Genomic DNA, 24,556 nt, shown 5'->3' with positions numbered 1-24,556 from the left:
GGTCTTACCTGTTAAGTCGGTTGAGGTGGCATAACCTAGGTTAGCCCCTATCCAGCCGCCGTTAACGCCGGATTTTGTATCGTAGTTATTTATCGCGAATCCGTAGGTGGTGAGAGTTAGGTCTCCTATTACGGCTGTGGGTTTGAAGACTCCGGGCGCGGGATCCGTCAGGCTGTTGATGGGGATATTTACGTCCGAACCCGTCTTGGTCGGGTCGTTCGGTGTCGTGATCGTCTTGGGGGTATAGTTTATGAGGAGGTTTCCGGTCTTGTTATTGCCTTCGACTACTATCGCTATATTGGCGACCTTTGTGAGGTCGGCCGAACCTGAGAGCTTCGATAAGTCTATCGAATAGTACTGCATGGTGGTGGCTGATACGCCTGTTAAATATATCGCGCTCTTAGCCCCAAGTGAATCCGAGAGCTCGAGTTTCACGGTGGATGAAGCGCCCTGGACCCCCATGACGATCGTAGTCCCCGAGAGGTTCTGGGGGCTGGCGTAATTGAGATTGGCGCCTATCCATCCGCCGTTAGCTCCGGAGGAAGTGTTGTAGTTATTTATCGCCATGCCGTGGTCGATCCTCACCATCGTGCCTGTGGCCGATGAGGGGTTCACCATCATGGGCGACGGGACGAATATGTCGGTGGCCGGGATATTGACGTTCGTAAGGTTCTTCGTCGGGTCCGGCGGTATGGTGGTCGAGTTCTTCGTGTAGTCTATGGCTAAGCTTCCTATCTTATTGTCGCCTTCGACTACCACGGTGATATTCTTCACCTTGGAGAGGTCAGCCGAGCCTAAAAGCGCCGATACGCTTACCGAATAGTACTGCATGTTCGAGGCCGAGACGCCTGAGAGGTATATGGCGCTCTTATTGCCGAGTGAATCCGAGAGCTCGAGCTTCACGGTGGTCTTACCTGTTAAGTCGGTTGAGGTGGCATAACCTAGGTTAGCCCCTATCCAGCCGCCGTTAACGCCGGATTTTGTATCGTAGTTATTTATCGCGAATCCGTAGGTGGTGAGAGTTAGGTCTCCTATTACGGCTGTGGGCTTGAAGACTCCGGCGGCAGGATCGGTTAAGCTATTTACCGGGATATTTACGTCCGCGATCGTCTTGGACGGATCATACCGGGCTATAAGCGTCTTCGGCGTATAGTTAACTAAGAAATTACCTGCCTTGTTTTCCCCCTCGATCACAATGGCCATATTTTGGATCTTCGACAGATCTGCATTACCTGATAACTTCGACACATCTATCGAATAGTACTGCATCGTTGTGGCCGAAACACCCGTCAAATATATCGCACTCTTGTTGCCGGACGAATCCGAGAGCTCAAACTTCAGGGTGCCTTCGCTACATTGAACACCTAGCACTATAGTCTGGCCCGTAAGGTTCTGAGCTGTTGCGTAGTTAAGGTCGGCTCCTATCCAGCCACCATTTACACCCGAACCGGTGTTATAGTTGCCTATGACCATGCCATGATCTGTCCTTGTCATTGTACCCGTAGCTCCGGAGGGATTCACCACCATCGGGCTTGGGACGTATATGTCGGTGGCCGGGACATTGACGTTCGTAAGGTTCTTCGTGGGGTCCGGCGGGATAGTGTTCGGCTCCTTCAGGTCATTTAACTCTAAAGTGCCCGTCTTATTGTCGCCTTCGACTATGACGTATATGAAAGAGACCTTCGTCAGGTCGGCGTTACCGACCATCTTCGATAAGTCTATGGAGTAGAATGTTTCGCTCCGCACCGGAAACTTCATGCGTGAATTAGTGGGGAGAAAATCAGTAATAAGGTATATTGCACTCTTCTTGCCCGTAGAATCTACAAGTTCGAGTTTTAAGGCGCTGTTACTCTCTGTGCTTCTTAAGCTGAAGACGAGGTTTGTCAGACCTGAGAAGTCCTGGTAGCCGAGCGCGGTGCCCGCATACGAGAAGCCTGCTCCCGCCCATCCTGCGTTAGCGCCGGAATTGGTGGAGTAGGCTACGGATATGCCTCTAGGAGTAGTGGTGAGTGTTGCGGTGGCGCCTGTCGGATTAACCGTTACTCCTCCTGGGATAGTCAGGCCTTCTGTGGGTATATTTATGTCAGAGGCTGTCTTCGTTGGGTCGGCCGAAATCATGTTAGAAACTTTAAGGTCGTTAAGCTCTAGTGTTCCTGTCTTATTGTCACCTTCTACTATAACGTAGATGAATGATATCTTCTTGAGGTCGGCTTTACCAACTAATTTTGTGAAGTCTACCGAGTAGAATGTCTCCGTTGTGGCTGAGGCGCCGGATAAGTATATGGCACTCTTATTGCCTAGAGAATCCACGAGCTCGAGTTTTAAAGTACTCTCGGAGGACTGAAGGCTGAAGATGAGGCTTGAGAGATTAGATAAGTCCTGGTAGCCGAGCGCGGTGCCCGCGTACGAGAAGCCCGCTCCCGCCCAGCCGGCGTTGGCTCCGGAATTCGTGGAATAGGCAACGGATATACCTCTGGAGGTGCGAGTAAGTGTCTCAATGGCCCCTGTCGGCGCCACTGTGACGCCTCCAGGTATGGTAAGGCCTTCCGTGGGTATATTTATATCACTCGCATGCTTCGTCGGATCCGGTGGTATGTAAACCGAATCTGCGAGCCTGTTAATTTCCAGATAACCGGTTTTATTGGCGCCTTCGACAATAAAATAAATATAGCTTACATTGTTAAGGTCAACTCCTTGAAATTCTGATAATGAAACGGCCCATACATTTTCCTGAGAAGCGCTGACGCCATCTAATAGTACTGCATCCTTCTGGCCGTTCTTATCCACGATCTCTAATCTTATCTTGCCGCAATCGCCTTTGATTCCTATAACAAGAGGAGAATTGCCAAGCGCGCTTTTAAGATCAAAAGATTCCTTCAGAGGAGTAGTCAGATTATCATATGAGAACCCTGCGCCCGCCCAACCATCGCTATTGGCACTTGGAGAACCGGCCGGCGCTTCCGTGTTATAGTTAAAGCTTATGCCTCTCGCGGTCACTGTCAGATTGGTAATCTGTGCGGGATCCGGAGCTACCGCTGTCTGAGAAGGATTGTTTAGACCGACTGCTGGAAGATTTATATTTTGGCTTGTTAAACTCGTCGACGGCTCGATCCACATCGGTGTAAGGGATCTGTTAAATTCCAGTGTGCCGGTTTGATTATTTCCTTCGACAATGCAATCGATCAATTGCACATTGGAAAGATCGACGCCTTTTGTAACAAAATAATCCAGCGGGATAACCCATACCTGCTCTACGTCGGCCTTTATACTGTCAAGATAGACAAATGCCATCTTGCCGTTCTTGTCCTTAATCTCCAGCTTGACCATGCCGGGTGTGCCTTTGAGGCCTACAACCAGTTCTGTCATACCTGCAAGATTCGCCGGAGTAAGGCCGTAATCGAAGCCCGCTCCCGCCCAGCCCGCGGTTCCTGTGCTGTAACTAAGAGACAGCCCTCTCGACGTAGCTGCCGCATTCGCGGTCGCGCCATCGGGAGCAATACCTATAGCCGCCGGAGAATCATAACCGTTACTGGGAACATTGATCGCAGGCGGAGCCTGCTGTGCCTGATTATTTGAGACGAGATTTTCCCGCTGCTGCAGGTATGATACAAGGCCATCGGCTTGCGTCTGATTTCCAACGCTCATGATGTGATTGTTCTCTGAGCCGACGGGCAAAGCATATCCAAAATCAGTTACCTGCTGGAAAAGCAATGCCAAAATTAATAAAATTTTTATAGTTTTCAATTTAGTGCCTCCTTAAAATTAACCATAAACAAAAAGCCCGATCGCCTAACTTTTTAGTTTCGGCAACCAGGCTGCCTGATATCCTACCAGACCCTTGGCTTTGCTACGGCCGCTATTTCCTCAAGCCGTAATCCCGTTTCGGGATGTCACCGCTTCTCGGCGGTTTTGCCCTTTCGACTTGTCTTAAGAATATCATATATAATATATAATGTCAATCATAAAAAACTAACTTTTTCATGTTTAACTCTATTTGCGCCAAATCTCCGGATGACTTTTGTATGAAATTACAAATGCGGCAACAACTTGCGGGTCAAACTGCGACGACGATTCTCTCGTTATCTTCTGGAAGGCATAATCCTCGGAGTCCCCTTTTTGATACGGTCTGTCCGTAGTTAGCGCATCGAAGACATCCGCTACAGCGATAATCCTGCCTTCGATAGATATCTGATCTCCTTTCAATCGATTAGGATAGCCCTTTCCGTCATAACGTTCATGATGTTCAAATATACCGCGGCGCATCACATTGGAACCATCTATAGATTCTACGATCCTCGCGCCTATATCCGGGTGCATCCTCATCTGTTGCCGCTCATGTCCAAGAAGTTTTGCCGGTTTCATGAGGATACTCTCTTTTACGCCGATCTTGCCTATGTCGTGCAGAAGGCTTGCCAGTCCGAGATTCTCGAGAGCTTGATCGTCAAGAACCATCTCCCTGCCTATAGCGAGAGCATACTTCATGACGCGTTCGGAGTGGCCGCTAGTGTAACTGTCCTTCACATTAATAGCTCTTGTCAAAGACGTTACCGTGCTTAAAAAAAGGCTCTTCATCTTATGGTACAGCCTGCTGACTTCATCCGGATCCAAGGATGAACTAATGGCCCTGCTCACTTCCAGCAGTATTTTACCGGCCTCATGTTTATGCTTTCCCATAAGTCCCTATACCGCCTTTACGATTATAATAGTTATATCGTCGTGCTGGTCGATCTGTCTCTCAAACCGCCGCAGATCCTTCTCTATCTCGGCAAGCATCTTATCCGGCGGCAAATGCCTGTTCTTTTCCGCCGCAAGCAAAAGACGCTCCTTGCCGTACATATCGGACTTCTGATTCATAGCTTCCGTAACGCCGTCTGTGTAGAATATGAATACGTCGCCCGGGCCGAATTTTATTTCCCCTCCGGAATACGGGCCGTCCAGGAGACCAAGAGGAGCGCCATCGCGCACATCGAGGAATTGCGGCTTACCTTCCTTATTTAAGTACAGCACAGGAAGATGACCGCCATTGCTATAAATAAAAGCCCTGTTTTTCATATCGAATATCGAATAGAAGATCGTGACAAAGAGATTCGATGATGACTCATTGATAAGTTTTATGTTCAGGCCGGCTAATACCCCTTCGGGTTTCGCACCTGAGGAGGCAAAAGTGCGGAATGCACCGACAGACATCGCCATGAATAAACTCGCCGGCACTCCTTTGCCCGATACATCGCCTATCATGACACCAAGCCTGTCGTTTGCGAAAGGTATGAAGTCATAAAGATCCCCTCCCACCTGGCGCGCCGTGAACATCGCCACAGAGATGCTCAAACCTTCGATTGACGGAGTCGATCTGGGCAGGAAGCTCTCCTGTATCTTCCTGGCTATCTGGAGCTCGTTCTCGATAACAAGCCTCCTCTTCCATTCCGAAATATATCTATAAAGCGTGATGGAGATATACAGCATCACGATGACGAAAACGGGATAGATAAGATCTATCCAGATTCCATACATGTCGAATATCACAATGCCGGATAATATCAGTACCGCGATTATGGATATAAGGCAAACAAGGCCTTTTACAGGTTTTGTCTTCAGCACAACAGCCGCAATAATAGCGGATAAAAACAGAAGTATCACCAGGTTAGCTTCCGGCGAAGCTCTCTGTATAAATTTCTTTTTTAGAATCGAATTGATAACTTCGGCATGCATGCCCATAGTGGGATAGAGTGAACCGAACGGAGTCGGGTGCAGATCTACGGTACCGAGGGCGGTCAAACCTATTATGCAAATTTTTCCATTTAACAGGGAAAGGTCGAGAACAGGTTTCTCGCCGGCGGCCTTAGCCAGATATGATTGAATTATATCTACATAGGAATAATGCTGATAACTTCTCCCCCACCCGGCTGAGTAATTAACTATAATGGCGGAATCCTGGTCGAGCGGCACCCTTATACCGCTGCCGAGATACAGATATTTACCCGGAGCGAATTTCACGTCTTTTTGAGATATCCCGAGATAGTCGCAAGCCCCAAGAAGCGAAAGGTACGGTGAAAGCCTGTAGCCTTCATACCTTATATAGGCGCTCGCGCGGCGGAATTTACCATCTATGTCCGGTATGATGTTTATATGTCCTATACCTTTTGCGGCGGAATTGAAGCCTTCGAGGCATCGGGCGGCGTAAGCTGTAGCGGAAGGTATTTTGCGGGATATTTTTGGATCGAGTTCAAATACAACGGGGAAATAAACATTACCAGCTTTCGCGACCGCGTCCTCAAACTCCTTATCGCTCTCTTCCGGTTCACTGAAGAATAGATCGAATAGTATAATGCGGGCGTCCGATTCGGAAAGAGCCTTTGTAAGAAGGGTGTGATATCTTCTGTCAAACGGAAACCGGCCGAGTTTCGCGATCGTATCGTCGCCGATCTCTATGATAGCTATATTATCCGAGGTAGAAATAGGCGGGCGGAGGCGGAACCTGAGATCTAGCGTTTCGAGTTCATAACTGTCCAGGACGCGGAAATAGGATCCGGCGAAGATGGCAAGCGCTATAAATATCAGCGCTATAAATCCGGCATTTTCTCTTAAGGATTTTGATTTCACTTCTTTAGCATGCGCTAACCTTCAGCTATTTAAGCTATTCTTTCCCCTTCATGAGAAGTTTCCACGGGTGCTGCTTGATATCTGAACTGAAATCCTTGAAGTTCACCGCGGTCTGTTCCAGATTAACAGCTATGCCGTCGATACGCGCCTTATTATCTTTCATCACGCCGTTGACGTTCTCCGTCAGGCCCTTAACCTCGATCAGCATCTTATCGAGGTTATCGGCTATGGCATCCGACTTCTTCCATAGTTTTCTCGCCTCCACGGGATCTTCACTCGCTATAATGCCGCCTTCATGCACAGACGGCTTATCCGCCGTTCCCGGCGTGATCCCCAAATAGGCGTCGCCTATCATGCCCGATGTGGCTATGAAAGCTATGGAATCCTCATGGATCCTGGCCTTATCGCTGATAGCCATCACCATCTCGATCTTCGTCTCCGGCATATACTGAAATTGTATCTTCTCGACGCGGCCCACTTCTATGCCGGCAAGCTTCACTATGGCGTCCTGTTTCACGCCTTCGGCGTAATTGAAATACGTCTTTATCCTGTATGTTTTACCGGAAGAGGTGCCTGCGGTCTTCGCGTAAAACAGCGCAACCACCAGGATCGCTGCCACAACAATTATACCCGTCTTGATCTCATTATTAATTTTCATCTTGTCTAGTCTCCTATTAACGTTTCGTACCTAAGCTATCAGGCGCTCCAGATAATCATCTTTTTGCCGGAAGAACCTGATCGGCCCATCAGGGTTTCCGTTTATGAACTGCTGCACCATGGGATTCTTGGAATTCTTTACCTCGTCGGATGAACCGACTTCAAGGACCTTGCCCTCGTAAAACATCGCGACTCTGTCCGCGATCGAAAAGACGCTCTTCATGTCGTGGGTCACGACAACGCTCGTTATATTCAACTTCTTCGATAGGTCTATTATGAGCTTATCGATAACTCCAGCCACTATCGGGTCAAGCCCGGCAGTCGGCTCGTCGTAAAATATGATCTCCGGATCCATCGATATAGCGCGCGCCAGCCCCACCCTCTTTCTCATTCCGCCGGAGAGCTGGCTCGGCATCATATCCTCAAAACCTCTTAGGCCCACCATCTCAAGCTTCATCTTCACCACTATATCTATAACGCTCTTATCGAGCTTTGTATGTTCTCTTAAACCCAGGCTGACATTGTCTCCCACGGTCATTGAATCGAAGAGCGCGGATGACTGAAAACACATCCCTATCTTCATCCTGATCTTGTCCATCTCATCTTCGTTAAGTTTCGACAGATCCTTACCGAGAAGATGGACTTTACCAGAATCAGGAGTGAGCGCTCCTATTATATGGCGGAGAAACGTGCTCTTTCCGCAGCCGCTCCCGCCCATTATAACGAACGTCTCGCCTTTATATATATCAAGGCTTATGCCGTTCAGGATCGTCCGATCGCCGAACTTCTTCACCACATTATCCGCTTTTACTACTATCTCTCTTTCCATGAGGCTCTGTAGATCATCCTTATTATTGGTGAGCGAAGAAAAATATGCCGGTAAGTATGCAGTCAAAAAGTATTATGAGTATAAAACTGGTCACGACGCTCAGCGTGGTGGCCCGGCCGACGCCCTCGGCGCCGCCTTTGGTCTTAAGGCCCATATAGCAGCCGACCATAGATATCACTATACCGAACGTCACGCTCTTTACAAGGCCCGTCCATACATCCTTCCATGCCATGTACTTAAACGTAAAGGTTATATACCTGTAAGGATCCAGCTTGAGGTTAAAGACTCCGACCAGGAACCCGCCGAATATACCGATGATATCGGCAAATATGGTGAGGCATGGCAGCATTATAAGGAGGGCTAAAAAGCGCGGTATAACCAGATACCTGATCGGATTAAGGGCCATCGTCTCGAGCGCTTCTATCTGCTCGCTGACTTTCATCGTCCCCAGTTCAGCGGCGATTGCCGCTCCGACCCTGCCGGCCACAACGAGCGCCGTCAGTACAGGAGCGAGCTCTCTGGCAAGGCTCACCGCGACCATCGGAGCCACATATATATTCGCGCCGAACTTGCCGAGCTGATAAGCGCTCTGCATCGCGATCACTATACCGGTGAAAAAAGCCACGAAGAAAGTTATTATGAGAGAACCGGCGCCTACAAATACCATCTGGTAGAATATGCCGGACCGCTTGGCCGACTTATGCTTGGCAGGGCCGATGATCAGCCAGGCGATGGTATCAAAAAATAACGCCAGGGCCTCGACGGTCTGCCGGTACGCGCCCAGTACTATACTGCCTATCCGTTCGAAGAAATTCATATCACCGTCCTATAAAAACAGACTAAACGAACGTCGAAATGGCCTCTTTCTCATCGACGACTATCTCGAATAACTTCTCAAGTTTCGTTATCTCGAACAGGCTCTTTACCTTCGAGGACATGTCCGATAACCTGAGCCTGCCCCCATACGACCTCATGTTCTTTAATATCTCTACAAGCGTCGCCAGGCCCGACGAATCGACATACGTTACCCTCGACAGGTTAATTATTATTTTCGGCGTTTTCGAGCTTATCAATTTGTCGAAAGATTTCTTTACGCCGGGGCTTGTATTTATATCGATCTCGCCCTCGACATAACAGACAGTCAATCCATTTTTGGTCTCTACCTTCATCGGCATATCCTTACCCCCCTTACTTTAGCCTCTTTATCATGGCCACTTTATTGCCCTTGTCATTGTATTCGACTTTATCCATAAGCTTTTTAATCAGGTAAACCCCTCTGCCGGAATTTTTCAGAATATGTCCCGCAAGAGTGGGATCGTCCACATTAGTATGGTCAAAACCTGAGCCTTCATCTTCTATCTCTACGCTGAGAACTCCATTATCGACCCAATACGCGATCTTGACCGAAAGGGCGCTATCGGAATGGTTTCCATGGACCATCGCGTTCCTTACCGCCTCTTCGACGCAAAGTCTTATATCGAATAGCCTGCCTTCGTCAACATTATAATGCTTAAGCCCTGACAATACTCCGGAAGATACTTTTCTTATGTATCTCATCTCACTCGGAACTTTTATCAGGATCTTTCCGGATAGATTCTTACGATTCTTTAAAAACGCCAACGGATCTGATTTTATCATATCTTGCTTTTATCAGTTTGTCTTTTGGAATGGCCTTCAGGCTCGTCAGTTCCTTCTTTATCACTTTTTTCAGGCTAGTGGCCGTCCCCTGAGGATCCCTGTGGGCTCCTCCGAGAGGCTCTTTTATCATACCATCGATTATCTTCATCTCGATCAGGTCCTTCGCGGTCAGCTTCAGCGCCATAGCGGCATCAGGCGAACGGGAGCGTTCTTTCCATAGTATAGCCGCGCAGCCTTCGGGAGATATCACCGAATAATAGGCGTTCTCCATCACATAGATTCTGTCGCCAACGCCTATGCCAAGCGCTCCGCCCGAACCGCCCTCGCCTATTACAAAGATCAGTATCGGCGTCCTCAGGTCCGCCATCTCTCTCAGGTTATATGCGATCGCTTCAGCCTGGCCCCTCTCTTCGGCGCCTATTCCGGGGTATGCGCCCGGCGTATCTATGAAGGTGACGATGGGCAGGTTGAACTTGGCGGCCATATACATCACCCTCATCGCTTTCCTATAGCCCTCAGGGTTGGCGCAGCCGAAATTCCTTTCGAGGTTCTCTTTGGTATCTCTTCCCTTCTGATGGCCGATCACGACTATGCTCTCCCCGTCGATCTTCGCCAGGCCGCATATCATGGCCTTGTCATCGGAAAAATGCCTGTCGCCGTGTATCTCGATAAAGTCCGTCATCATCATCTCGATGTAGTCAAGTGTGTACGGCCTTTTCGGATGGCGGGCTATCTGGACTCGCTGCCATGGGGTAAGATTTTCGTATACATCCGTCTTTATCTGAAGGAGTTTGCCTTCCAGGGTCTTGATCTCGCCGGAAATATTTATATCCTTGTGGGAGGTGAGCCCTTTAAGCTCTTCTATCTTTCTCTCTAATTCTATGATGGGTTTCTCGAATTCAAACCCGGGCATCATCGCCATAATACCTTTCTTCGATCAATCGACTATGACCACTTCTGTGCCCTCAGGCACTATCGAATAGAGTTCCTCGACCTCAATGTTCTTCATCCTGACACAGCCTTCGGTTACACTCTTACCTATGGAGGCCGGATCTATGGTGCCGTGTATGCCATAGCTGGGTTTGGATATGCCCAGCCACCTCGACCCGAGGACATTTTTCGGATCGCCGGACGGTATCGCCTTACCTTTAGCGGGATACCATGGCGGATTTATTATCTTAGTGATTATTTTAAAACTGCCTACCGGTGTTGAAGAATCCTTTCCTGTGGATACTCTGTAAGTCTTGAATATCTTGTCGTCCGCTTTCAAGGTCAATATATTTTGCGATTTGTCCACAACTATGCTGAATCTGAGCTTCGTGATCTTCAGCTTCCTGCCGTACCTCAATACCCCGTCCTTCAATCCATTGGCCCTTAAAATAAGCTCTACGGTCGTATTGAATTTCTTAGCTATCTTGGCCAGCCCATCGCCTTTCTCTACCCGATAGATAAAAGAGTCGGGGTCCTGAATATCTGAGAATAAGAGCCTTACATTGGTATTTTCCAGCGCCTCCTGGGCTTTCAGGACATTATTGGAAGAGGGAAACTCTTCCAGTATCTGCTGATAGATATTTTTTAATTTTAAAAGATCCTGTTTTTTTTCGCAGATCGAGGCAAGGCGCCAGTACGCATCCTCTCTTTCCGCGGGTTTAGAGATTGTGGCGGCGGTTTTGGATATGTCCGGCGCCGGCGTTCGGGCCCGCGAGGCCATATCGAATATCAGCCGATAAAGCATAACGACGAAGATGATCGACAGTGCAGCCGATATCGCAAAAACCGCGATCTTTTTATTCACGGCGAATACCTTCTTTTCTATTTATAGAGGAGTAACGAAACCACTATGCCCAGGCCCGCTCCGACGAACACTTCTATCGGCGTATGCCCTAAAAATTCTTTAAGCTTCTTGTCGTCGAACTGGTGCTTCCAGTATATATCGTCTATCATCTTATTCAATATACCGGCCTGCCTCCCAGTAGAAAGCCTTGTCGTCTGGGCATCGAACATGATTATGAGAGTGAATGTGAGCACGATGGCAAATAACGCGGAATCAAAGCCATAGGTAACGCCCACCGATGTGGATAGCGACGATACGCTCGCCGCATGCGCGCTGGGCATGCCGCCGGTCCCGACAAACCATCTGAAGTTAAAGCGTTTCTCCCTTATTACGCCCAGAATGACCTTTATCGTCTGGGCGATCGCCCAGGCCGCAAATGATGTCAGGAATATATAATTTCTGCTGAATTCCAGTAATGGGTTCATAATAGATTTATATTATATTATATGGAATAGGGTAATTCAACGATAATATGCGGCTCTTAAGCGTCAACCGCGGATAAGGGCGAGGGCCTCGGACCGGGTCTTTTCGTTCTTTCTGAATACACCGCGGACAGCGCTGGTTATGGTCATTACACCGGGTTTCTTGACGCCCCTCATGCTCATGCAGAGATGTTCGGCCTCTATAACCACCAGAACGCCTTTCGGCTTTAATTTTCTCATTATCAGGTCCGCAATATCGGTAGTCAGGCGCTCCTGGACCTGCAACCGCCTGGAAAATGTGTCTACTACCCTTGCGATCTTGCTCAAGCCCGTTACGCGGTTATTGCTCGGAATATAGGCAACGTGCGCCCGTCCTATGAACGGCAAAAGATGATGTTCACAGATTGAATATAGCGGAATTCCTTTAAGCAGCACTATCTCATCATGCTCTTTCTCGAATACGACCTCAAGCTCCTTTTCCGGGTTAACCTTGGTGCCACCCAATATCTCCTCATACATGTCGGCAACCCGGCTGGGCGTATCCTTTATGTCATGTCGTTTTACATCTTCTCCTATGGCCAGCAGTATCTCCCTGACCGCTTTTTCTATACGTGCTTTATCCATCGGATTCTCCCGTCATTTCCCTATGCAGAACCGTTCGAAGATCCTGTCAAGTATATCATCTGAAATAGTCTTGCCTATCACGAGCCCCAGCGCCGCTATCGCCTCTTTCAGGTCTATCGCAATGGTCTCCGGCCCTTCATCCGCTTTAAACGCCTCTTTAACTGATAACATATTTGCAAGAGCTTTGTCAAGAAGCCCTTTGTGACGCGCGTTGCTAAGTATAGCCGGCTCGCCCTGGGTAAAACCGCCGGACCATACTGCCTCCGTCAGCGCGTTTTCCAGAAGATCTATATTTTTACGCTTACCGACAGATATCTTTATGAACTTCTCTTTCTTCAAGAGCGCCCGCATATCCTTCGCATCGATCTTTCCGGCAAGATCCGTCTTATTCAGCGCCACTATCTTCTTCTTGCCGGCGCACATCTTTATGATCTCCCGGTCGGCTCTGTCTATCCTCGTGGAATGATCCAGGATGAGCACCACAATGTCCGCCATCGCGAGATATTTCCTGCTTCGGGCAACGCCTTCTTTCTCAAGCATATCCTTCGTGTCGGTTATCCCTGCCGTATCCACAAGGCGGATCGGAATGCCATTCAGACTGATCATCTCCTCGATCGTATCACGGGTCGTGCCGGGTATAGGAGATACGATGACTCTGTCCCTTTTTAAGAGGAGATTCATCAGGCTCGATTTTCCGACATTGGGTTTGCCGCATATTACCGCCAGAACTCCCTCCCTCAGTATCGAACCTCCATCGTAAGTATTGATTAATTTTTCGAGATCCGTAATTATTTTGCCTGTGCGAAGGAAGAGTTTCTTTCGGTCGGATACGCCCGCCTCTTCTTCGGAAAAATCTATATCCGCCTCCAGTTCCGATGTGATATCGATGATCTCTTCCCGAATAGCGTTTATCCTTGCGGAAAGCTCGCCTTCGAGCTGGGTCATCGCGACCTTAAGCGACGCTTCGGTCTTCGAACGTATCACATCCAGAACGGCTTCAGCCTGGACCAGGTCTATCCTTCCGTTCAGGAACGCTCTCTTGGTAAATTCTCCGGGATCCGCGATACGAGCGCCGTTCTTCAAAGTAAGCTCCAGCGTCTTCTTTACCGGCTGAAGCCCCCCATGGCAGTTTATCTCCACCACATCTTCTCTGGTATAGCTCTTAGGCGCGCGCATAACCGTAACTATGACCTCGTCGACGATCTCCGATGTCTTAGGGTCTTTGATCTTTCCGTAATGTGTCGTATATGCCGCGCATCGGGAGAGTTTCTCACCGGACGCGGAATCGAATATCTTATCCGCTATCGCAAGGCTTGAAGGGCCGCTTAAACGCACTATACCTATCCCGCCCTCGCCTACCGGAGTTGCTATCGCCGCTATCGTATCGTCTGTGTTTATCTTAGCCATCACATCACTCTTTCACCAGGATCTGCCGCGCCTCACCGACCACAAATAAAGAACCTGTAACCAGCACTAGGTCGGACGCTCCCGCTTTTCTGAGAGCCATATCGATCGCGTCTTTAACGCTTTGAGTTATACCCGCAACTTTAGATTCAGGGGTTATAAGAGCGCCTATAAACTCGGGATCCATCGCCCGCTCGGCCACTCCGGACTTCGTTAAAATGATGATATCCGACACAGGCACCAGTTCCTTTAGCATCCCTTTTATATCCTTATCCTTAGAGACTCCTAGGACCAGAATAAGCTTCCTGTATTTAAATAGCTTTTTCGCTGAGCGCGCCAGGGCATCTGCGCTGGCTCTATTTTGCGCGCCGTCGAGAATTATGCGCGGGCTTCTCTTCCTCACCACCTCGAGCCTTCCCGGCCATCTGGCGAACTCGATCCCTTTCCTTACCGCATCTTTTCCTATGGAGATCCCGCTCAAACGAAGCGCCTCTACGGCCCCTATGGCCACGCTCGCGTTTATCACCTGATGGAACCCAAGCAGTTTCATATGCAAACTATCGTATTTATCGAAGAATGAAGAGACGTTAAAGACCTCTTCTTCGTCATTTGAGGCGATCTCCTTAAATTTAATATCGCGGCCCGCCAGCACGAGTTCAGCCTCCCTCTCTTTGCACACGCTTCCTATAACCGCGAGCGCTTCGTCTTCCTGCGGGGCCGATACGCAGATGCTGCCGCTCTTAATTATTCCGGCCTTCTCATACGCGATCTTCGCAAGCGTATCTCCGAGAATATGCGTGTGCTCATAGCTTATCGGAGTGATGACACATACCAGGGGGTCTATTACATTGGTGGCGTCGAGACGCCCCCCTAATCCCGCCTCATATACGGCGAAATCCACATTCTCTCTCTTAAAATAAAGGTATGCCAGCGCTGTATATATTTCGAAAAAGGAGGGCTTCTCAGAGCCCATCTCATCTATCGCGCTTTTTACCGTATCGAGTATAGCGCCCACATCTTCTTCCGTTATAAGAGCGTCATTTATTTTTATCCTCTCGCAGAAAGATACAAGGTGCGGAGACGTGTAAAGGCCCGTCTTAAAACCGGAGCTTTTCAGAATGGATTGTATTATAGCGGAAGTGGAGCCTTTTCCTTTGGTGCCTGCCACATGGATGGACCTGATCTCCTTTTGGGGATCGCCCAAAAGAGAACATAGCCTCTTCATTCTGTCGAGTTTAAAGGAGAGGTTATAATCGTAGTTATTCTTCTTTTCGTAATTGATGAAGCTATCGAGATATTGTAGAGCTTCCTGGTAGGTCATGCATTAATGTTTGAAGTGCCTGACTCCGGTAAAGACCATCGAGATACCGAACGAGTCCGCCTTACTGATAACTTCGGCGTCCCTTATAGATCCGCCCGGCTGTATTATGGCCCTGACGCCGGCCCGGGCCGCCTGCTCGATACCGTCCTCTTTGGGAAAGAACGCGTCGCTGGCAAGAGTCGAGCCCTTAGAACGCTCTCCCGCTTTCCGCGCGGCTATCATTACAGAGTCCACTCTCGACATCTGGCCCGCGCCAATGCCCACGGTCCTTGTGCCCTGAGACAGGACGATCGCATTCGACTTAACATGTTTCGCCACCAGCCATCCGAACATAAGCGACTTAAGCTCATCCTTCGTCGGCCTTGTTTTAGTGACGAATTTCAGGTCTGATTCCTTCAGGCCGAGGATATCCCTATCCTGAATGAGAACGCCCCCGACGACCTTCTTCAGGTCGGGACGGATCTTTGCGGTCTTGATACCAAAATTCTTCACTTCCAGGAGCCTCAGGTTCTTCTTCTTCCTTAATGCCTCGACGACATCCGCCTCATAAGACGGCGCGATGATGCATTCGACAAAATCGGCCTCTTTGAGGATCGTCCTGGCGACAACGATATCTACGGGGGCATTGAATCCGACGATGCTTCCATAAGCGCTCATGCGGTCACAATCCAGGGCGTCCAGATATGCCTGTTTCAATGTATCGGCCGCCGCCGCTCCGCACGGATTAGTATGTTTCACTATAACGGCCGCGGGAAGCGCGAATTCTTTCACTATCTCCAGCGCCGCGTTAAGATCTACTATGTTATTGAACGAAAGCTCCTTCCCTCCGAGCTGGACCGCGGAAGCGACGCCCGGCTCGTCGGATAACAGGTCCTTGTAGAATGCCGCTTTCTGGTGAGGGTTCTCGCCGTACCGCAGGTCCTGAATCTTTTTACAATTTATCGTGAGCGTTTCCGGCAAAAGCTCCTCGTCGCCGGCCGCCGTTCCTTTCACTTGCGATCTCAAATAATTATGTATGGCCGCGTCGTAGGCCGAGGTCCTGGCGAACACTTTTGTTCCGAGCCAGGCAAGGAGCTCTTCCGAGATACAACCTGAATTCTTCTCCATCTCTTCGATAACTCTCTTATAATCGGCGATATCGCAGACAACGCATACCGATTTATAGTTCTTTGCCGCGCTCCTCAGCATCGAAGGGCCTCCGATATCTATATTCTCGATGACCTCCTCCGGCTCTATCTGCGGTTTCGAGGCTGTCTTTTCGAAAGGATAGAGATTCACGACCACCATATCTATCAGGGAGATCCCGTGTTCTTTCACGGCATCCATATGTTCCTTATTATCGCGCAAAGCCAGGAGAGCGCCATGGACCTTCGGGTGGAGCGTCTTCACTCTGCCGTCCAGCATCTCAGGAAAGCCGGTGTAATCGGACACATCCTTCACAGGGACTCCCATACGGATTATGGCTTTTGACGTCCCTCCTGTGGAGAGTATCTTAACGGCAAATTTGTGCAAAACCTTCACAAGGTCTTCCAGTCCGGTCTTATCGGATACACTTATAAGAGCTTTTCTTACTTTGATCATTTCGCCTTGCCCTGGTTGGCCACCGCTTCCATCGCTTTCTTCACCTCTTCCGGATCGCCGAGATAATAACTTTTGATCGGCTTCAGATCGTCCGACAATTCGTATACAAGAGGCAGCCCGGTAGGAATATTCACTCCGACTATCTTGTCATCCGGTATATTGTCGAGGTATTTAACCAGCGCCCTCAAGCTATTACCGTGGGCGGCTATGATCACACATTTACCCGACTTGACCACCGGAGCTATGGTTTCATGCCAGTACGGCAAAAATCTCTTTACCGTATCTTTTAAGCATTCCGTCAACGGGATCTCGCTGTCGGATAAGTCCCTATAGCGCGGGTCGTTGCGGGGGCTTCTCGGATCGTTCTTTTCAAGAGGCGGAGGCGGGATATCATAGCTTCTTCTCCATATAAGGACCTGTTTCTCGCCGAATTTTGCCGCGGTCTCCGACTTATTGAGCCCCTGCAGGGCCCCGTAATGGCGCTCATTGAGCCGCCACGAATTATTCACGGGTATCCACACAAGATCCATCTTGTCGAGGACGGTCCATAATGTATATACGGCCCTCTTCAATACCGAGGTATAGGCCACATCGAAGACGAAACCTTCTTTCTTCAGCACTTCGCCGGCCTTTGCGGCCTCTTCTCTGCCTTTATCGGAAAGATCGACATCGGTCCAGCCCGTAAACCTGTTCTCCTTATTCCACGTGCTTTCGCCGTGGCGCAGCAACACCAGCTTCTTCATTATTATTGCTCCCCGTATTAACTTTAACCGTCTATTTCACAAAAATTATTCTAACACAAAACCGCCCAATGATTAAGCTTTTTCCGAAGCGACTTTTTGCAACTGCTCACGCACCATATCTCTCAAGACCGCGTAATCGGCAATCTTGAAACTCGATGTATCGATCGGCGGAAGCACCACAAGCTTTCCGGATACCTTTGTTTTAAAGATAAAACCGCCTTTAGGTATCGCTTCCCTGGTGCCGCCGATAAATATAGGAAGGACGCTCTTGCCTTCCCTTATAGCCAGCTTAAAAGCTCCATTCTGAAATTCACCCATTTGATCGGTGCTGGAGCGCGTTCCCTCCGGGAAAAATAACATCGATATGCCGCTTTTAAGGTACTCAGCCGCCTTTTTATAAACTTCTTTTACACTGCTAAAATCCCCCCTGGAAAGCATAATATGATTATTAATCCAAAGCAGGCCGCCTATAAACGGCACTTTAAGAAGCTCTTCTTTCGCCACCCATTTAAAATACGTACGTATCTGGTATATTATAACAATATCTGCCAGGCTCTGATGGTTGGCCACTATAACATATGTTTTAGAGGGGTCTATATTCTGCAGGCCTTTTATGCTGATCTTCCAGTAGGGATTTAAAGCTATTATCGCGTCCGACCACCAGAAACACTGCGCATGAACTATCTTTTTCCTGAATGGGAACGGATAAAGTATTACAGAGAGGAGGACGCTTGCCAGAAATGTGGCCATGGTAATGAGAGCGCCCACTATCCATATCAATATCGATACCAACAATCTCATATATCTTCCGCTTATATCGTATGGTCGGTGTTAACGGCGGCATTCGGACAAACCGGTGTAGAATTTACATTAGCCGGCAAAGGGTAATCCGCCGTGCCTTCCTTAGGCCATGTCTTAATATAATTGGGCACCAGGTCCGCCTTTGTGAATGTCGCGTTCGGACTCGAGTCCGTATCCAGCGCCCATGTATTGACAACTATCTGGATCTGTTTCAGGTTAGCTATGCAGGCGTTCTTCTGGGCGACGCGCTTTGCCACCATGAAATTGGCGATAGCTATAGCCGCCAGTATGCCGATGATCCCGATGACCGTCATGATCTCGACAAGCGTGAAACCTCTTCTATCGTTCGTCTTTACGATCGGCATTATTGTTTCGTCTTTATATATGCCTTGATTATCTCTTGAGGGACTAAAGGCTTATTTTCAGCGCCGGTCGGCGTCTTTTCTATCTTTTTCACTACATCATACCCGGCCGAAACATATCCGAATATCGTGTGGCGCATATTGAGCCATGAAGTCTCGACGGTCGTGATAAAGAATTGGCTGCCGTTTGTGTTTGGCCCGGAATTTGCCATGGCCAGGATACCTGGCTTGTCAAAACAGACATCGGCGCGTAATTCATCGCCGAACGGCCTTCCCCAGATCGATGACCCTCCGGTGCCGGTTCCGGTGGGGTCGCCCCCCTGGATCATAAATTGCGGTATCACACGGTGAAAGATAATGCCGTTATAATAGCCTTTCTCAACCAATTTTACAAAATTTTCACACGCTTTAGGCGCGACATCCGGCCTGAGCGTAAGTTCTATGACGCCTTGTGTAGTCTCTAAAACGACAACCGGGTTTTCCATAGCGCAGAGTTCTCCATAATAGCCGGCTCCGAGAAGCGCGGATAATAAAAAAGAAACGATAAATAATGTTTTTACCATAATGAGGGTCAGCTCCCTTCTTCCTTTCAGCTTATTCATAAGTAAAGGCCCTGTCTGTACACGAAAGACAGGGCCTATTGAAGACTAAATGCTGAAAACCAATTATTTCGTACGCAGAGACTCGCCCTTTGCCTTTGCGGACCCCTGGGCGATACCGTCAGACACGTCCTGGAACACCTTCACTTTACGATCACCCACGTACTTAACCGCTTCAACCGAATCTTTCGCAATCGGTTTGACAGCAAATCTGGCAGGCATCTTACTGCCGCAGATTTCATTGCTCAGCCTCTGGAATATCGACTTTTCTCCGGCCTTCGGCGCGGATGCCGCATCGCCAGCGAATACAGGCATCGCGTATAACGCGATAGCCGCGATCACTAACACCACTGCTAATCTCCTCATAATCGCATACCCCCTTTCAACTGGTTACTGGTCATAGGTAAGTATACACGCACCATCATAAAGTTGCAAGATTATTATAGCTGTTTTTCATTTATCTTTATCAGGCAATTTTTTATTTCTCTAAGCTCTTTAATCAGCTCGCTTTCGACAACAGCCATATCGCGCATAAATTTCCGTAAATATATAATGCTTAGAAGTATCAGGACGGCGATTATTCCCAGCACTATTATCATATATACCTTTCAATGGCTCCGATAAGCTTCTTCTTGCTTACAGGTTTGGCCAGAAACGGATGGCCGCTGATAGTGCTTACTCCCGGCCCGACTTCTTTTTCCTTTACGATGGCGGTTAAAAATACTATAGGGGTATCTTTCAGGCCCGCGGCGGATTGTATCTGGGAGCATACCTCGCCGCCTGAAATATCAGGCATTATCACGTCCAATAAAATCAGGTCCGGGTTAAATTCTAGGGCCGTGCTGAGCCCTTTTTCGCCTTTATTCTCTATCCTGACCTCATAGTCGCCGGTCTCTTCGAGAGCCAATTTCACTACTCTGGTAAAGCCCGCTTCGTCGTCGATAATAAGTATCTTCTTCTTTTCCATAAAGCCTCTCCTTTTTTATCCTTTAAGAGTTATGGTCGTCTTTGTGCCATGGCCGTCTTTTTTATTAATAATCTCTACCCTTCCTTTATGCATCTCGATTATGTTTCTTACTATAAAGAGGCCCAGGCCCGTGCCTCCTTTATCGCGGCGCGTGGTGAAGAATGGTTCGAATATATTATTTAAATTATCTTCGGAGATACCGGTGCCGGTGTCTTCTATTTCAATAACTACATTCGTGTCTCCTGTTACTTTTTTGGCGTAAGTCCTTACCGTCAATGTCCCGCCATCCGGCATGGCCTGAATAGAATTAAGTATGATATTTACAAATACCTGCTCTATCTTATTCCTATCCGCCTGAACCCGGGGGATATCCTCCTTCAGGTCTTTATGTATCTCTACATGGGCGCTGTCGATTTGATATTTAACTAAAACGAGCGCGTTATTCAGTATGGAATTAATGTCCTGCGCGGTAATATTTAACTCCGAGACCCTGGAAAAATCTAACAGGTCCTTGATAACGTCATCGGCTCTTTTGATAGCGGCCTTCATATCATTAAGGGTGGATAATACCCTTTTATCGCCGGCGTTAATCTTTCCTGAAAGATAATCCGTTCCCATAAGCACTATTGCAAGAGGGTTCTTCACCTCATGGGCAACGCCGCCGGCAAGCCTGCCTACCACATCCATCTTGCTCGCCTGGATAAGCCTTTCCTGCGCCTTCCTCTGGCCCTCCTCAAACCGTTTCTCCTGTATGATACCGGCCAGAAGATCCGCTACCGCAAGAAGAAATACCTCGTCCGTCTTATCCCGGGCATATTTCTCATCTAAATACAGGTTAACCACTCCCAGCACCTTGCCCTTGAGCAGTATGGGCACACAATAATGGCCGTGAGGATTAATACCTTCGTACATAATCTCATGGCGGCTGTCAAGCCGGTCCGCGAATTGCATATCTTTTGTTAAGGCCGTCCTTCCGCAAAGACACTTGCCGAAAGGGACTCTTGAACATAACTGCCGTATAGGTTCGGAAAGATTTTTTTGCGCCTTCATCACCAGGACATCGAGTTCATCCTCGACCAGGAATATGGCCCCTCTCGGCTGCACGGTAAACCATGGCAGTGAAAAGATGGTATCGAGCGTTCTATTCAGGATCTCGTCCAGAGAGATATCTTCGATCATCAGGCGCAAAAGTGAGTTGAGCGCCGCCTGGGTATCAAAGTTTCGCTTGTTTTCCATGGCGATGCGGGAAAGATCAAATCGGGATATCAGGGGGAAGGCCAGGATCACCAGGAGGAGGCTATCCAGAAGAGAGTTGATCAGGGCAGGCATTTTGGGAAAAAAGATATCTAAAGCAAATATAACGCAGAACCCTATAAAAAAAATACCTGTAATCAGGGCTATTAACCGCGGAAAAGTTTTTAGTTTATTGTATATCATATTTTTCCCACCATTGATGCCTGCTAGCAGTCTTTCTCAGGCGGAATTTATTACTTGTTAATATGCTGCCGGCCAGCTTACTTTCCTCTTCGGAGTGAGTCTCCAGGAATATATGTTTCGTCTTTTTAAGAAGTTTCGCCGCATCCTTAAGAACTTCGCCCCCCACGCCTTCCAGATCGATTTTCAAAAGATCTACATCGCCGATATTTTCGGAATCGAATACAGTATCGAGCGTCCTGGTCACAAAAGTTCTTTCGCTCTTTTCCTTATCGAATCGATAAAAACCGTAATCGCCGCAAAGCGGGTCACCTATGCCGATTTTGAACTCTTTTCCGTTTTCGGACCACAACGCCGCTATAATGGGCCTATATCTGTCCGGGGCTATGCCTATGGACTTTATTGTTTCTACGGTGAATTCCTGAGATTCTTTCATCATGTCAATTCCAAAAACTGTTGATCGACGATTAAGATGAAACCACCATCGCGCCGTCACGCCGACGTTTACCCCGCAATCAACTATACATGGCGCCGATTTTTTCGAAAGATAGCGCTCTATCGTCTCGTCCCTTAATTGCCCTGAGGAGCCAAAATTATCAAAAATGTTCCTCGCTTCATGAAATGTCCGGATCTTTCCGAATATCGGCACTTTTACTTGTACCGGAAATATTTTCAGGCGCTTGCAGAAGTATAGGTAAATCCCCGAGATTCCCAGAAGGTTAATAACTCGAATTAAACTTATTTTTAACAGCATAGAGGCAAGGCCTTCTCTTTGTTATTCATATCTAAGCGCTTCGATCGGATTAAGTCTGGCCGCTTGCCGCGCGGGCCACAGTCCGAATATTATGCCGATGGCGATAGAAAAAGTGGTTGCGAGCAGGACTGAAGAGATCGAAACCTTTATCGCCCATCCCGCGACCAGGGCCAGAAGCGCGGCTATTCCCGAACCGCACAAAACACCCATCGCTCCTCCGGTAAACGTCATCACCACCGACTCTATCAGAAACTGTGTCATGATGTCCGATCCGCGCGCGCCTATCGCTTTCCTTAAACCGATTTCCCTGGTCCTCTCCGTGACAGATACAAGCATTATATTCATTATTCCTATACCCCCGACCAGGAGAGAGATGGCCGCTATGGCGCCTAGGAGCAGCGTCATGGTCTTGGTCGTCTGCGCCAATGTCTGCTGTATATCGGCCATGTTCCGTATCTCGAACGAGTCCTCATTTTCTTTGCTGAGACGGTGGCTCTTTATGATCAGATCTTTCATGTTATTCTGCACTTCTTCCATTGCCGACTGATCGCTGACTTCCGCATCCACCGTGTCTACATACTGTTTCCCTAAAAGCCGGTACATGGCCGTGGTGACGGGAATAACTACCAGGTCGTCCTGGTCGTGGAACATGTTAGTGCCCTTCGACGGTAAGATGCCTATCACTTTAAAGCTGACCTTGTTTATCCTTATCATCGAATCTATGGGATTCTCGCTTCCGAACAATTCCCTCACGACGGTTGTCCCCAGCAGTGCCACTCTGGCGCGGGAACGTAATTCGTCCTCTGTAAAAAATTTGCCCGCCGTGGGAACGGATGCCCGCATCTCGGCGAAATTAACGCCTGTGCCCTGGACCTGGGTATTCCAGTTTTTATTCATATAGACAAGCTGCCCTCTGCCGGTAACGGTCGGTGAGACCCTTTTCACATTCGGAATTTTTGCTATAGCGTCCACATCCTGAAACGTAAAGCGTGTTACCGCTCCCGCTTCCATAGCCACACCATGCACTCTCTGCGACCCCGATCTGAGCGTTAAGAGGTTTGAGCCTAACGACGCCAGCGTTTGGGAGATAGACTCTTTCGCCCCCTGGCCTAAGGCGAGCATAGCGATAACGGCGGCGACACCGATCAGGATGCCTAGCATTGAAAGGGCGGAACGCATCTTGTGCGAAACTATCGAACCGAAAGCCTGCTTCAAATGATCGGCGAGTTCAGCCTGCCGTATGCCGGAGGATTCCCCGGACAATATCTTATCTACCGATATGCCGGTCTGCACGGGCCCGATATCTTTAGTGGCGGTCCTGGTTTCATCAGATACTATCTTTCCGTCACGCATCTTGATGATCCTCTTAGCATACTCCGCGACTTCCTCCTCGTGAGTGACCATGACGATCGTCTTCCCCTGCCGGTTAAGATCCACCAGGATCGCCATTATTTCGTTCTGGCTCTTTGAATCGAGATTTCCCGTGGGCTCATCGGCCAGGATAAGCGGGGGGTCATTAACCAAAGAACGCGCTATGGCAACGCGCTGCTGTTCGCCGCCCGAGAGCTCATTGGGACGATGGGAACCTCTTTCGAGGAGCCCGACGGCCTTGATCTTTTCCATAGCTATTTTTTTCAGATGGCGCTTGCCGGCATAGGTGAGCGGAAGTTCCGTGTTCTCTAGAGAGGAGAGCCGCGGCAAAAGATGGAATTGTTGAAAGACGAAGCCTATGTAATTGTTCCTGAGGACTGAGAGCTTGTCATCTCTTAAATTTGTTACATCATTACCCATTAAATAATATTTGCCGGAATCGGGTGAGTCCAGAAAACCCAATAGGTGCAGAAGCGTCGACTTGCCGGAGCCCGACGGCCCCATTATGGCTACGAATTCTCCCGGCCTGACATCAAGCGACACTCCCTGCAGGGCCGCCACTCCGACTTCGCCCATCTTGTATGTCTTGGAGAGGTTCTCCAGTTTTATCATCTT

Annotated in this window: 25 protein-coding genes and 1 riboswitch; all 25 genes read right to left on the bottom strand. The window is 48.7% G+C overall.

From position 1 onward, the window contains the following. Positions 1-3,744, bottom strand: a 3,744-nt coding sequence (locus NTY76_00645) for a hypothetical protein (GenBank protein ID MCX5677606.1), incomplete at its 3' end; no start/stop codon positions are given. Positions 3,745-3,802: 58 nt separating this feature from the next. Continuing rightward, positions 3,803-3,924, bottom strand: a riboswitch (cyclic di-GMP riboswitch). Between the two features lie 66 nt (positions 3,925-3,990). Further along, a complete protein-coding gene (locus tag NTY76_00640; GenBank protein MCX5677605.1) occupies positions 3,991-4,674 on the bottom strand; it encodes an HD-GYP domain-containing protein in 684 nt (227 codons plus the stop codon). A gap of 6 nt (positions 4,675-4,680) precedes the next feature. After that, entirely contained in the window at positions 4,681-6,600 is a 1,920-nt protein-coding gene (locus NTY76_00635; GenBank protein ID MCX5677604.1) for a CHASE2 domain-containing protein, read from the bottom strand. 34 nt (positions 6,601-6,634) lie between these two features. Next, positions 6,635-7,258, bottom strand: a complete 624-nt coding sequence (locus NTY76_00630) for an MlaD family protein (GenBank protein MCX5677603.1) — start codon at positions 7,256-7,258, stop codon at positions 6,635-6,637. A gap of 30 nt (positions 7,259-7,288) precedes the next feature. After that, positions 7,289-8,086 (bottom strand): ABC transporter ATP-binding protein, encoded by a 798-nt coding sequence (locus tag NTY76_00625; protein ID MCX5677602.1) that lies wholly within the window; start codon positions 8,084-8,086, stop codon positions 7,289-7,291. 22 nt (positions 8,087-8,108) lie between these two features. Continuing rightward, the gene (locus NTY76_00620; GenBank protein ID MCX5677601.1) at positions 8,109-8,903 is read right to left on the bottom strand and encodes an ABC transporter permease; all 795 of its coding nucleotides are present in this window, start codon (positions 8,901-8,903) and stop codon (positions 8,109-8,111) included. A 22-nt stretch (positions 8,904-8,925) separates the two neighbouring features. Next, entirely contained in the window at positions 8,926-9,255 is a 330-nt protein-coding gene (locus NTY76_00615) for an STAS domain-containing protein (GenBank protein MCX5677600.1), read from the bottom strand. 19 nt (positions 9,256-9,274) lie between these two features. Further along, the gene (locus NTY76_00610; GenBank protein ID MCX5677599.1) at positions 9,275-9,724 is read right to left on the bottom strand and encodes an ATP-binding protein; all 450 of its coding nucleotides are present in this window, start codon (positions 9,722-9,724) and stop codon (positions 9,275-9,277) included. Beyond that, complete coding sequence (locus NTY76_00605; GenBank protein MCX5677598.1) at positions 9,684-10,646, bottom strand: acetyl-CoA carboxylase carboxyltransferase subunit alpha; 963 nt, start codon at positions 10,644-10,646, stop codon at positions 9,684-9,686. The genes NTY76_00610 and NTY76_00605 overlap by 41 nt, the downstream gene beginning before the upstream one ends. 15 nt (positions 10,647-10,661) lie before the next feature. Continuing rightward, positions 10,662-11,519, bottom strand: a complete 858-nt coding sequence (locus NTY76_00600) for a L,D-transpeptidase family protein (protein MCX5677597.1) — start codon at positions 11,517-11,519, stop codon at positions 10,662-10,664. A 17-nt stretch (positions 11,520-11,536) separates the two neighbouring features. Beyond that, a complete protein-coding gene (locus NTY76_00595; protein ID MCX5677596.1) occupies positions 11,537-11,983 on the bottom strand; it encodes a divergent PAP2 family protein in 447 nt (148 codons plus the stop codon). A gap of 63 nt (positions 11,984-12,046) precedes the next feature. Then, positions 12,047-12,604, bottom strand: coding sequence for a GTP cyclohydrolase I FolE (gene folE, locus NTY76_00590; GenBank protein MCX5677595.1), 558 nt, complete (start codon positions 12,602-12,604; stop codon positions 12,047-12,049). Between the two features lie 12 nt (positions 12,605-12,616). Beyond that, on the bottom strand, positions 12,617-14,011 hold the full coding sequence (mnmE, locus tag NTY76_00585; GenBank protein MCX5677594.1) for a tRNA uridine-5-carboxymethylaminomethyl(34) synthesis GTPase MnmE: 1,395 nt from the start codon (positions 14,009-14,011) through the stop codon (positions 12,617-12,619). A 4-nt stretch (positions 14,012-14,015) separates the two neighbouring features. Further along, the gene (locus NTY76_00580) at positions 14,016-15,329 is read right to left on the bottom strand and encodes a bifunctional folylpolyglutamate synthase/dihydrofolate synthase (GenBank protein MCX5677593.1); all 1,314 of its coding nucleotides are present in this window, start codon (positions 15,327-15,329) and stop codon (positions 14,016-14,018) included. A 3-nt stretch (positions 15,330-15,332) separates the two neighbouring features. Further along, positions 15,333-16,910 (bottom strand): bifunctional phosphoribosylaminoimidazolecarboxamide formyltransferase/IMP cyclohydrolase, encoded by a 1,578-nt coding sequence (purH, locus tag NTY76_00575; GenBank protein ID MCX5677592.1) that lies wholly within the window; start codon positions 16,908-16,910, stop codon positions 15,333-15,335. Next, positions 16,907-17,653 carry a 2,3-diphosphoglycerate-dependent phosphoglycerate mutase gene (gene gpmA / locus NTY76_00570; GenBank protein ID MCX5677591.1) on the bottom strand — a complete coding sequence of 249 codons (747 nt, stop codon included), beginning with the start codon at positions 17,651-17,653 and terminating at the stop codon, positions 16,907-16,909. Before gpmA ends, purH begins: the two co-directional genes overlap by 4 nt. 72 nt (positions 17,654-17,725) lie before the next feature. After that, positions 17,726-18,454, bottom strand: coding sequence for a lysophospholipid acyltransferase family protein (locus NTY76_00565; protein ID MCX5677590.1), 729 nt, complete (start codon positions 18,452-18,454; stop codon positions 17,726-17,728). An 11-nt stretch (positions 18,455-18,465) separates the two neighbouring features. Further along, positions 18,466-18,819, bottom strand: coding sequence for a prepilin-type N-terminal cleavage/methylation domain-containing protein (locus tag NTY76_00560; protein MCX5677589.1), 354 nt, complete (start codon positions 18,817-18,819; stop codon positions 18,466-18,468). Then, positions 18,819-19,301 (bottom strand): peptidylprolyl isomerase, encoded by a 483-nt coding sequence (locus NTY76_00555; GenBank protein ID MCX5677588.1) that lies wholly within the window; start codon positions 19,299-19,301, stop codon positions 18,819-18,821. The genes NTY76_00560 and NTY76_00555 overlap by 1 nt, the downstream gene beginning before the upstream one ends. Positions 19,302-19,481: 180 nt before the next feature. Next, positions 19,482-19,781 carry a hypothetical protein gene (locus NTY76_00550; protein MCX5677587.1) on the bottom strand — a complete coding sequence of 100 codons (300 nt, stop codon included), beginning with the start codon at positions 19,779-19,781 and terminating at the stop codon, positions 19,482-19,484. Positions 19,782-19,855: 74 nt separating this feature from the next. Then, on the bottom strand, positions 19,856-20,014 hold the full coding sequence (locus NTY76_00545) for a hypothetical protein (protein MCX5677586.1): 159 nt from the start codon (positions 20,012-20,014) through the stop codon (positions 19,856-19,858). Beyond that, on the bottom strand, positions 20,011-20,382 hold the full coding sequence (locus tag NTY76_00540) for a response regulator (GenBank protein MCX5677585.1): 372 nt from the start codon (positions 20,380-20,382) through the stop codon (positions 20,011-20,013). The genes NTY76_00545 and NTY76_00540 overlap by 4 nt, the downstream gene beginning before the upstream one ends. A 15-nt stretch (positions 20,383-20,397) precedes the next feature. Continuing rightward, on the bottom strand, positions 20,398-21,711 hold the full coding sequence (locus NTY76_00535; protein ID MCX5677584.1) for an ATP-binding protein: 1,314 nt from the start codon (positions 21,709-21,711) through the stop codon (positions 20,398-20,400). 94 nt (positions 21,712-21,805) lie between these two features. Beyond that, positions 21,806-22,465: an FkbM family methyltransferase gene (locus NTY76_00530; protein MCX5677583.1), complete on the bottom strand. Its 660-nt coding sequence runs from the start codon at positions 22,463-22,465 to the stop codon at positions 21,806-21,808. A gap of 126 nt (positions 22,466-22,591) precedes the next feature. After that, the gene (locus NTY76_00525) at positions 22,592-24,553 is read right to left on the bottom strand and encodes an ABC transporter permease (GenBank protein MCX5677582.1); all 1,962 of its coding nucleotides are present in this window, start codon (positions 24,551-24,553) and stop codon (positions 22,592-22,594) included. Positions 24,554-24,556: the final 3 nt, after the last annotated feature.

This window comes from Candidatus Omnitrophota bacterium (assembly GCA_026387175.1).
Taxonomy (GTDB): Bacteria; Omnitrophota; Gorgyraeia; order 2-01-FULL-45-10; family 2-01-FULL-45-10; genus CAIMPC01.
This window is presented reverse-complemented; position numbering and strand designations above follow the sequence as displayed.

Bases quoted from the DNA above. Each gene is read 5' to 3' on its own strand.
- NTY76_00640 (MCX5677605.1), bottom strand. From the start codon at position 4,674: ATGGGAAAGCATAAACATGAGGCCGGTAAAATACTGCTGGAAGTGAGC.
- NTY76_00630 (MCX5677603.1), bottom strand. From the start codon at position 7,258: ATGAAAATTAATAATGAGATCAAGACGGGTATAATTGTTGTGGCAGCG.
- NTY76_00625 (MCX5677602.1), bottom strand. From the start codon at position 8,086: ATGGAAAGAGAGATAGTAGTAAAAGCGGATAATGTGGTGAAGAAGTTC.
- NTY76_00620 (MCX5677601.1), bottom strand. From the start codon at position 8,903: ATGAATTTCTTCGAACGGATAGGCAGTATAGTACTGGGCGCGTACCGG.
- NTY76_00615 (MCX5677600.1), bottom strand. From the start codon at position 9,255: ATGAAGGTAGAGACCAAAAATGGATTGACTGTCTGTTATGTCGAGGGC.
- NTY76_00610 (MCX5677599.1), bottom strand. From the start codon at position 9,724: ATGATAAAATCAGATCCGTTGGCGTTTTTAAAGAATCGTAAGAATCTA.
- NTY76_00605 (MCX5677598.1), bottom strand. From the start codon at position 10,646: ATGGCGATGATGCCCGGGTTTGAATTCGAGAAACCCATCATAGAATTA.
- NTY76_00595 (MCX5677596.1), bottom strand. From the start codon at position 11,983: ATGAACCCATTACTGGAATTCAGCAGAAATTATATATTCCTGACATCA.
- folE (MCX5677595.1), bottom strand. From the start codon at position 12,604: ATGGATAAAGCACGTATAGAAAAAGCGGTCAGGGAGATACTGCTGGCC.
- mnmE (MCX5677594.1), bottom strand. From the start codon at position 14,011: ATGGCTAAGATAAACACAGACGATACGATAGCGGCGATAGCAACTCCG.
- NTY76_00580 (MCX5677593.1), bottom strand. From the start codon at position 15,329: ATGACCTACCAGGAAGCTCTACAATATCTCGATAGCTTCATCAATTAC.
- purH (MCX5677592.1), bottom strand. From the start codon at position 16,910: ATGATCAAAGTAAGAAAAGCTCTTATAAGTGTATCCGATAAGACCGGA.
- gpmA (MCX5677591.1), bottom strand. From the start codon at position 17,653: ATGAAGAAGCTGGTGTTGCTGCGCCACGGCGAAAGCACGTGGAATAAG.
- NTY76_00565 (MCX5677590.1), bottom strand. From the start codon at position 18,454: ATGAGATTGTTGGTATCGATATTGATATGGATAGTGGGCGCTCTCATT.
- NTY76_00560 (MCX5677589.1), bottom strand. From the start codon at position 18,819: ATGCCGATCGTAAAGACGAACGATAGAAGAGGTTTCACGCTTGTCGAG.
- NTY76_00555 (MCX5677588.1), bottom strand. From the start codon at position 19,301: ATGGAAAACCCGGTTGTCGTTTTAGAGACTACACAAGGCGTCATAGAA.
- NTY76_00550 (MCX5677587.1), bottom strand. From the start codon at position 19,781: ATGAGGAGATTAGCAGTGGTGTTAGTGATCGCGGCTATCGCGTTATAC.
- NTY76_00545 (MCX5677586.1), bottom strand. From the start codon at position 20,014: ATGATAATAGTGCTGGGAATAATCGCCGTCCTGATACTTCTAAGCATT.
- NTY76_00540 (MCX5677585.1), bottom strand. From the start codon at position 20,382: ATGGAAAAGAAGAAGATACTTATTATCGACGACGAAGCGGGCTTTACC.
- NTY76_00535 (MCX5677584.1), bottom strand. From the start codon at position 21,711: ATGCCTGCCCTGATCAACTCTCTTCTGGATAGCCTCCTCCTGGTGATC.
- NTY76_00525 (MCX5677582.1), bottom strand. From the start codon at position 24,553: ATGATAAAACTGGAGAACCTCTCCAAGACATACAAGATGGGCGAAGTC.